General features: G+C 69.4%; 3 protein-coding genes, 1 tRNA gene and 1 rRNA gene. 4 read left to right on the top strand and 1 reads right to left on the bottom strand.

Annotation, left to right across the window (positions count from 1 at the left end; translation table 11 throughout):
- The 3 genes from rrf to ACIP5K_RS18855 all read left to right on the top strand — a co-directional run.
- Positions 1-95 (top strand): 5S ribosomal RNA (gene rrf, locus ACIP5K_RS18865); the annotation flags it as partial.
- Between the two features lie 118 nt (positions 96-213).
- A complete protein-coding gene (locus tag ACIP5K_RS18860) occupies positions 214-876 on the top strand; it encodes a DegT/DnrJ/EryC1/StrS family aminotransferase (protein WP_401410844.1) in 663 nt (220 codons plus the stop codon).
- Between the two features lie 96 nt (positions 877-972).
- A tRNA-Thr gene (locus tag ACIP5K_RS18855) sits at positions 973-1,045 on the top strand.
- Positions 1,046-1,115: 70 nt separating this feature from the next.
- Here the strand turns inward: ACIP5K_RS18855 and ACIP5K_RS18850 are convergent.
- Positions 1,116-3,734 (bottom strand): SpoIIE family protein phosphatase, encoded by a 2,619-nt coding sequence (locus ACIP5K_RS18850; protein WP_401410819.1) that lies wholly within the window; start codon positions 3,732-3,734, stop codon positions 1,116-1,118.
- A gap of 417 nt (positions 3,735-4,151) precedes the next feature.
- Between ACIP5K_RS18850 and ACIP5K_RS18845 the strand changes: the two genes are divergently transcribed.
- A complete protein-coding gene (locus ACIP5K_RS18845; protein ID WP_401410817.1) occupies positions 4,152-9,647 on the top strand; it encodes a HAMP domain-containing protein in 5,496 nt (1,831 codons plus the stop codon).
- Positions 9,648-9,756 lie beyond the last annotated feature (109 nt).

Genomic DNA, 9,756 nt, shown 5'->3' with positions numbered 1-9,756 from the left:
AAACGCCCGGTTACATTCCGAACCCGGAAGCTAAGCCTTACAGCGCCGATGGTACTGCAGGGGGGACCCTGTGGGAGAGTAGGACGCCGCCGAACTCCTTTTGATAAAGAGCTGGTCCCCGAACCTTTGGTTCGGGGACCAGCTCTTTTTTGTTTTCCTTTACTTGGCGTTCACGTAGCACGATGACCATTCAGTGCCATGGGCACAGTTGGAATGCTGCAAGCCGCCGGCATCGGCGCCGGTGACGAAGTGATCGTGCCGGCCTACGGCAACCCCGAGGTCGCCGAAGCCGTCGTCCGGGCGGGAGCCGCTCCCGTCTTCGCGGACATCGACCCCGACACCTACTGCATCGACGCCGCGCACGTCGCCGCCTGCGTGAACGAGCGGACCGCCGCCGTGGTCGCCGTGCACCGCTTCGGCCGCCGCGCCGACATCGAGCGGCTGGCGGGAGTCACCCGGCGCCACGGGCTGTTCCTGCTGGAACAGGGCGAATCGCAGCAGCCGTTCGAAGAGACCGGCCGGCGACGCGCGTACGCCGCGTACCTCGACGGGCGGCTCAACGGGCTGCGGACGCCCGCGGGCGGCGAAGGGCACACCTACCAGCAGTACGTCGTGCGCGTACCCGGCAACGGGCGGCCCGACCGGGACGCCTTCGCCCGAGCCCTGCGAAGCAAGGGAGTGCATTGCAGCGTGCCGGTGAAGACGCCGGTGCACCGCATGCCCGCGTTCCGGAGGGACGTGGAACTGCCCGAGACGGAACGCGCGGCCGACGAGACGCTGGCGCTGCCCATCGACACGGAACTGTCCAAGAGGCAGTTGCAGCGGGTCGTCTCCGCCTGCAACGCGCTCGGTGGATTGCTTCAACCCGCCTTCTAGAGCGGCCTTCGCGGTCGTGCGATCGATGGTTCGAAGCGACCTGATCTTCGGGTATGCTTTAACTCGTCAACGCGCGGGAAACCGCGAAAGCGACAGGCCCCTATAGCTCAGTCGGTAGAGCGTCTCCATGGTAAGGAGAAGGTCAGCGGTTCGATTCCGCTTGGGGGCTCAGGAATTGAAGGCCCCCGCCCGGGAAACAGGGCGGGGGCCTTTCGCCTTTTCCCCCGCCCCTTCCCGCGTCAGTCGTGCTGTGGACCCGGCACCCGCATCGTCAGAATCGCCATGTCGTCGGACGGGGCGTCGGCGGCGAAACGCTCCACCGCGCGCATGATGCGAGCGGCCACCGCGCCGGCCGTCAGACCCGTGCACGTCGACAGGACCTCGGCGAGACCGTCGTCGCCCAGCATGCGCGTGCCCTCACGGCGCTCCGTGATGCCGTCCGTGACGCACAGCAGGACATCGCCGGCGTCGAGCGTCATCGTCTGCTCGTACAGCTCCAGGTCGTCCATGACACCCAGCAGCGGCTGCGGCTCCGCGAACGGGACGACCGTGCCGTCCTGGCGCAGACGCAGCGGAAGCGGATGGCCGGCGCAGACCATCTTCAGGACCGCCGAGCCGTCCTCCTGCGGCCACAACTCCCCGTAGAGCAGGGTGAGGAAGCGGCTGCGGGCGCCCTCGTCGAGGATCGCCGCGTTCAGCCGCTCCAGGACCGCCGGGCCGCCGAAGCCCTCGCGGGCCAGCAGGCGCAGGGCATGGCGGGCCAGGCCCGTCACCGCCGCCGCCTCCGGGCCCGTGCCGCACACGTCGCCGATCGCGAAGCCGTACGCGCCGTCGCGGATCGGGAACAGGTCGTAGAAGTCGCCGCCCACCTCGTTGCCCTCGCCGGCCGCGCGGTAGATGACCTCCACCTCGACGCCCGGGACGTCGGGCAGCTCCGGTGGCAGCAGGCTGCGCTGGAGGGACTGGCTGATCGCCACGCGCTCCGAGTACAGGCGGGCGTTGTCGAGGGCCAGGGCCGCCCTGCGGCTCAAGTCCTCCGCCAGCTCCAGGATCTCCTGCCGGAAGTGCTCGTCCGTCGGCTTGCCGAGCGTCAGCATGCCGATCACGCGGTTGCGGGCGACCAGGGGAAGGACGACCGTCTCGCCGCCGACCGCGGCCGCCGTCGCGAGCGTCGTGCCGATGCCGCCCGTCACGTTCGTCGGCTCGTTGAGGCCGAGGCTCCTCATCGACGTGCGCAGCGCCGCCTGATGGGCCGCCTCCGCGGGCGCGGGCCAGACGCGGGCGCCCGGGGTGGGCACCGGCTCCGGCGGGGCGATCTTGGCGAGCAGCGCCTTGAGGCCGTCGATGCGCTCCTCGTCCTCGTGCAGGACGTACGAGAGGTACGGGTCCGAGGCCTGGTCGGCGATCGTGTACACCGCGCACCAGGTCGCCAGCGTCGGCACCGTCATCTGGGCCATCAGCGCCAGCGTCTGATCCCGGTCGAGGGTGCCCGCCAGCAGGTCGGACGCCTCCACCAGGAAGCTCAGCGAACCGCGGCGCAGCTTCTCCAGCTCGCCCAGCCGGGCCGACTCGACGGCCAGCGCGATGCGGTCCGCCGCGAACTGGAGCCGCAGCGCCTCCTCGTTCGAGTAGCGGTCGGGGGACTCCGCCGCGACCCCCAGCGAACCGGTCAGCCGGCCCTCGACCTTGAGGGGGACCGTCACGACCGAGCGCATGCCCGTGCCGTTCAACAGCGGTACGGCGCCCGGCACTTGGGTGAGGTCCTCGTGGACGGCCGGCATCCGCGCCGAGCCGTAGCGGCCCGGGCCGACCTCGACCGGGACGCGGGCGAAGCGCTGGCGCGCCGACGGCAGGCCCGTGGAGGCGCGGACCTCGAGCTCCGTCTCGTCGTCCGTGGCCAGCAGCAGGAACGCCGAGTCGCCGTCGAGCATGTCGCGGGCCCGCTCGACCGTGCGCTGGAGCAGGCCGTCCAGATCGTCGGGGGCGGGGGAGCCGATGAAGACCTCGAAGGGGTCGGAGCCCTGGTTGTCCGACGAACCGGAGTCGGGCGCCGGGACGCGCAGCGGCGTCTGGAGCACCGCGCGCTCGTGATCGCGTACGAGGAGACAGACCGTGGACGGCTCGCCGTCGGTGTCGCGGACCCGCAGGTGGGACGCGTAGACGGGCAGGACGCGGCCGCTGGCGCTGCGCAGGCCGTAGCTGCCCTCCCAGCGCGAGAGCCGGAGCGCGTCGGCGATGCCCGTGCTGGTGCCCGGCGTGTGCGGCCAGGCCGCGAAGTCGGTGAGGGGCTTGCCGGTGACCTGCTCGGCGGAGTAGCCGAAAAGATGCTCCGCGTCCTCGCTCCACGACGTGACCGCGCCGGCCCGGTCGATCTGGACGACGGCGACCCGCACCCGCTCGTCGGCGAGCGGCAGCAGCTCGGTCGGGACGACGGGGCCGGCGGCGCGCGTGCCCACCGAGCGCTCGGGCAGGTCGAGTTGGAACCACACCTGCTTGTGCGTGGCCGAATAGTCCACGCCCCAGCGGCCCGCGAGCGCCGCGCAGAGCTGGAGGCCGCGGCCGCCCTCGCGGTCGGGGCTGCCCATGGTGAGCGCCGACGACTGGAGCGGGATCTCACGCTCCGGATAGCGGTCGGAGACCTCGATGCGGACGTGGTCGTCGCTGCGCAGGCACAGCACCTCCGCGGCGGTGCCGGCGTGCACGACGGCGTTCGTCACCAGCTCGCTGGTCAGCACCACGGCGTCGTCGATGACGTCGGCGTGACCCCACCCCTGGAGGGTGTCGCGCACGAACGACCGTGCGGTCGCGACGGACCGGCCGACGGGCTCGAAGGTGGCAGCCGCACGCGCGGTGATCACAGAACTCCCTGGACGCGTTGAACCCGATGTACTCGCCGTACCTGACGCACTCGCCGTGTCGATGTCGAGGCCCAGGTCTCCCGTACCCATGTCTCGGCCGCCCCTCCGATGCCCGCTCGATAGCCCGCTCGTTTTCCGCCACCGCCCAGGTCCGGCCGACCGGGGTGGGTGGACAGCCGTATGCCAGGTTACTTACCTTCGCCGTCCGTGCGGATGCCGGTCGCCTCTGTTTCCGCCCGGAGGGTGTGCGGAGGGTGTGCGAAGCTGCCGAACTGTTATGGCCTGGTTCAGCCATGGTGAAACACTGGGCAAGCTTCTGACGAGAACGCATCGAAGTACGGGTGCGGAGGTAGAAGCGCATCTGGGCAACGGCGAGCTACCCGAGCAGTACAGGTCGATCCCTGCGGGAGGGACACAGTGGAGTCTGGCGCAGCGACGCGGGGCAGGAAAGCGCGCGCAGAAGGCGGACAGTCCCTGACGAAACAGCGCAAAACGCGCAACGGCAGTGGGACGACGACCGTCGACAGCGCGGCGCTGAACCGGCTGCTCGCCGGTCTCGTCGCCATGCGCGACGGCAATTTCCGCAAGCGCCTCACCGTCAACGGCGACGGCGTGATGTCGGAGATCGCCGCGGTGTTCAACGAGGTGGCCGACCGGAACCTGCACCTGACCGGCGAGCTGTCGCGGGTGCGGCGGATGGTCGGGCGTGAGGGAAAGCTCACGGAACGGCTGGAAGCGGGCGCCTGCGAGGGCTCGTGGGCCAGCGCGATCGACGCGTCGAACGCGCTGGTCGACGATCTCGTGCGCCCCGTCTCCGAGGTGGGACGGGTGCTCACCGCGGTCGCCGAGGGCGATCTGTCGCCCCGCATGGAGCTGCGGGCGCAGGTGCCCGAGGGGGCGGGGCACCCGCTGCGCGGGGAGTTCCTGAAGGTCGGCCGGACGGTCAACAACCTCGTCGACCAGCTCTCCACCTTCACCGACGAGGTCACCCGCGTCGCGAGCGAGGTCGGCACCGAGGGCAAGCTCGGTGGGCAGGCCCGCGTGCGCGGAATGTCCGGTTCGTGGAAAGACCTGACCGATTCGGTCAACACGATGGCGTACCGGCTGACGGCACAGGTGCGTGACATTGCTCTCGTCACCACCGCGGTGGCCAAGGGCGACCTGTCCCGGAAGGTCACGGTTCACGTCGCGGGCGAGATGCTCGAACTGAAGAACACCGTGAACACCATGGTCGACCAGTTGTCGTCCTTCTCCTCGGAGGTCACGCGCGTCGCGCGCGAGGTGGGCACGGAGGGTGAGCTCGGCGGGCAGGCGCAGGTGCCCGGTGTGGCCGGCGTGTGGAAGGACCTCACCGACTCGGTGAACCTCATGGCCGGCAACCTGACGGCCCAGGTGCGCGGGATCGCCCAGGTCACCACGGCGGTGGCCAACGGCGACCTGTCGCAGAAGGTGACGGTGTCCGCGCGGGGCGAGGTCGCCCAGCTCGCCGAGACGATCAACCAGATGACCGAGACGCTGCGCACGTTCGCGGACGAGGTCACCCGGGTCGCCAACGAGGTCGGGGCCGAGGGCCAGCTCGGCGGCCAGGCCAACGTGCCGGGCGCGGCCGGTACCTGGAAGGACCTGACCGACTCCGTCAACACCGTCTTCAGGAACCTCACGACCCAGGTCCGTGACATCGCGACCGTCACCACGGCGGTGGCCAACGGCGACCTCTCGCAGAAGGTCACCGTCGACGTCGCGGGCGAGATGCTGGAGCTGAAGAACACCGTCAACACGATGGTGGACCAGCTGTCCGCCTTCGGTTCCGAAGTGACGCGCGTGGCACGGGAGATCGGCGTCGAGGGCGAGCTGGGCGGTCAGGCGCTCGTCGTGGGCGCCGCCGGGACGTGGAAGGACCTGACGGACTCCGTCAACACGGCCTTCCGCAACCTGACCGGGCAGGTGCGCAACATCGCCCAGGTGACGACGGCGGTGGCCAACGGCGATCTGTCGCAGAAGGTCACCGTGGACGTCTCCGGCGAGATGCTTCAGTTGAAGAACACCGTGAACACGATGGTGGACCAGCTGTCGTCGTTCGCCGACCAGGTGACCCGGATGGCCCGGGACGTGGGCACGGAGGGCCGGCTCGGCGGCCAGGCCCGGGTCGACGGGGTGAGCGGGACCTGGAAGGAACTCACCGACTCGGTCAACTTCATGGCCGGGAACCTGACCTCGCAGGTGCGCCAGATCGCGCAGGTCACCACGGCCGTGGCGCGCGGTGACCTGTCGCAGAAGATCGACGTGGACGCGCGCGGCGAGATCCTGGAGCTGAAGAACACCATCAACACGATGGTCGACCAGCTGTCCGCGTTCGCCGACCAGGTCACCCGGGTGGCCCGCGAGGTGGGTACGGAAGGGCGCCTGGGCGGCCAGGCGCAGGTGCCCGGCGTCGCCGGTGTGTGGCGCGACCTGACGGACTCCGTGAACGGCATGGCCGGCAACCTCACGGCCCAGGTGCGCAACATCGCGCAGGTCGCCACCGCGGTCGCGCGCGGTGACCTGTCGCAGAAGATCGACGTGGACGCGCGCGGCGAGATCCTGGAGCTGAAGAACACCCTCAACACGATGGTGGACCAGCTGTCCGCGTTCGCCGAGCAGGTCACGCGGGTGGCCCGCGAGGTGGGTACGGACGGCATCCTGGGTGGTCAGGCCGAGGTGCAGGGGGTGTCCGGCACGTGGAAGGACCTCACCCAGTCGGTGAACTTCATGGCGAACAACCTGACGCTCCAGGTGCGCAACATCGCCGAGGTCACCACGGCGGTCGCCCGCGGCGACCTCTCCAAGAAGATCACCGTCGACGCCAAGGGCGAGATCCTCGAACTCGTCACCACGGTGAACACGATGGTCGACCAGCTGTCGTCGTTCGCGGAGCAGGTGAACCGGGTCGCCCGTGAGGTGGGCACCGAGGGCCAGCTGGGCGGCCAGGCGCGGGTGCCGGGCGTCACCGGCATCTGGAAGGACCTGAGCGACAACGTCAACCTGATGGCCAACAACCTGACCATGCAGGTGCGCAACATCTCCCAGGTCGCCAACGCCGTGGCCAACGGTGACCTGACCCGGACGGTCACCATCGAGGCGCGCGGCGAGGTCGCGCAGCTCGCCGACACGTTCAACACGATGGTGAAGACGCTGAGTTCGTTCGCCGACCAGGTCACCAAGGTGGCGCGCGAGGTGGGCACGGACGGCATCCTCGGCGGCCAGGCCCGCGTCCCCGGCGTCGCCGGTACGTGGAAGGACCTCACCGAGTCCGTGAACGGCATGGCCTCGAACCTCACCGGCCAGGTGCGCAACATCGCGATGGTCACGACCGCCATCGCCAAGGGCGACCTGACCAAGAAGATCGACATCGACGCGCGGGGCGAGATCCTCGAACTGAAGACGACGATCAACACGATGGTCGACCAGCTGTCGTCCTTCGCCGACCAGGTCACCCGGGTCGCCCGCGAGGTGGGCACCGAGGGCCAGCTGGGCGGCCAGGCACGCGTGCGTGACGTCGACGGCACCTGGCGCGACCTGACCGAGTCCGTGAACGAGATGGCCGGGAACCTGACGCGTCAGGTGCGCGCCATCGCGGCCGTGGCCACCGCGGTGACCCGCGGCGATCTGAACCTCAAGATCGACGTCGACGCGGCGGGCGAGATCCAGGTCCTCCAGGACAACATCAACAAGATGATCTCGAACCTGCGGGACACCACGATCGCCAACGAGGAGCAGGACTGGCTCAAGGGCAACCTGGCCCGCATCTCGGGTCTGCTCCAGGGCCGCCGCGACCTCGACGACGTGGCCTCGCTGATCATGAGCGAGCTGACGCCGGTGGTCTCCGCCCAGCACGGTGCGTTCTTCCTGGCGATGCCCCTTGACGACGGCGCCGACGCGGCGACCAGCGACGAGAACGCGTACGAGCTGCGCATGCTGGGCAGCTACGGCTACTCCATGGGCTCGATGCCGACCTCCTTCCGGCCCGGTGAGACGCTCATCGGCACGGCCGCGCAGGAGAAGCGCACGATCCTGGTGGACAACGCGCCCAGCGGCTATCTGAAGATCGCGTCCGGTCTCGGGGAGGCACCGCCCGCGCAGGTCATCGTGATCCCGGTGCTCTTCGAGGGCACCGTGCTCGGCGTGATCGAGCTGGCGTCCTTCACGCCGTTCGCGCAGATCCAGAAGGACTTCCTCAACCAGATCGCCGAGATGATCGCGACGAGCGTCAACACCATCTCCGTGAACACCAAGACCGAGGTGCTGCTGAAGCAGTCCCAGGAGCTCACCGAGCAACTGCGCGAGCGCTCGGCCGAGTTGGAGAACCGGCAGAAGGCCCTCCAGGCGTCCAACGCGGAGCTGGAGGAGAAGGCCGAACTGCTGGCCCGGCAGAACCGGGACATCGAGGTCAAGAACACCGAGATCGAGGAGGCGCGGCAGGTCCTGGAGGAGCGCGCCGAACAGCTCGCGGTGTCGATGCGCTACAAGAGCGAGTTCCTCGCCAACATGTCGCACGAACTGCGCACGCCGCTCAACTCGCTGCTGATCCTGGCCAAGCTGCTCGCCGACAACGCCGACGCGAACCTCACCCCGAAGCAGGTCGAGTTCGCCGAGACGATCCACGGCGCTGGCTCCGACCTGCTCCAGCTGATCAACGACATCCTGGACCTGTCGAAGGTCGAGGCGGGCAAGATGGACGTCTCGCCGACCCGGATCGCGCTGGTGCAGCTGGTCGACTACGTGGAGGCCACGTTCCGGCCGCTGACCGCGGAGAAGCAACTCGACTTCTCCGTACGGGTGTCGCCGGAGCTGCCCACCACACTGCACACCGACGAGCAGCGCCTCCTCCAGGTGCTGCGCAACCTGCTCTCCAACGCGGTGAAGTTCACCGACTCCGGCGCCGTCGAGCTGGTCATCAGGCCGGCCGGGAACGACGTACCGAACGCGATCCGCGAACAGCTCCTGGAAGCGGGGTCGTTGCGGGACGCGGACGCCGACCTGATCGCGTTCTCCGTCACCGATACCGGTATCGGTATCGCGGCGAGCAAGATGCGGGTCATCTTCGAGGCGTTCAAGCAGGCCGACGGCACGACCAGCCGCAAGTACGGCGGCACGGGCCTCGGCCTGTCCATCAGCCGGGAGATCGCGCGCCTGTTGGGCGGTGAGATCCACGCGGCGAGCGAGCCGGGCCGCGGCTCCACGTTCACGCTGTACCTGCCGCTGCACCCGAGCGAGCTGCCGCCCCAGGGGTACGCGCAGCTGGCCCCGGCCGTCGAGCCGGGCCGCCCGCTCGCCCTGGAGGCGGCGCCGGAGCCGGTCGCCGAGGTGGAGACCCCGGCCGAGGTCACGTCGTACCGGGAGACGCAGAACGGCGCCGCCGCGCTCTTCAGGCGCCGTCGCAGGGCCGCCGCGGCCCCCGAGCGGCGACCGGTCCTGCCGAGCCGGCCCGAGCCCGCCCAGGAGCCGTGGGAGGACGTGGCCGAGGAGGCCGCGCCGCAGCCGCGGCGCGGTTACTCGTTCGGCGGCGAGAAGGTGCTGATCGTCGACGACGACATCCGCAACGTCTTCGCGCTCACCAGCGTCCTGGAGCAGCACGGGCTGTCGGTCCTGTACGCGGAGAACGGCCGCGAGGGCATCGAGGTCCTGGAGCAGCACGACGACGTGACCGTGGTGCTGATGGACATCATGATGCCGGAGATGGACGGTTACGCGACGACCACGGCGATCCGCAGGATGCCGCAGTTCGCCGGTCTGCCGATCATCGCGCTCACCGCGAAGGCGATGAAGGGCGACCGGGAGAAGGCCATCGAATCGGGCGCCTCCGACTACGTGACGAAGCCGGTGGACCCGGATCATTTGCTCTCTGTGATGGAACAGTGGATGCGCGGTGAGTGACCGGCGAAGGGAATTTTCACGCATCGTCGCTGACTGACTGTGGCCAGGGCCGTGTAGAAGTGCGGTGTACGGGGAACCTTCTGGTCCCCCACCGCGTTTCTGCTACGTG

The sequence above is a fragment of the Streptomyces sp. NPDC088785 genome (assembly GCF_044750685.1).
Lineage (GTDB): Bacteria > Actinomycetota > Actinomycetes > Streptomycetales > Streptomycetaceae > Streptomyces.
This window is presented reverse-complemented; position numbering and strand designations above follow the sequence as displayed.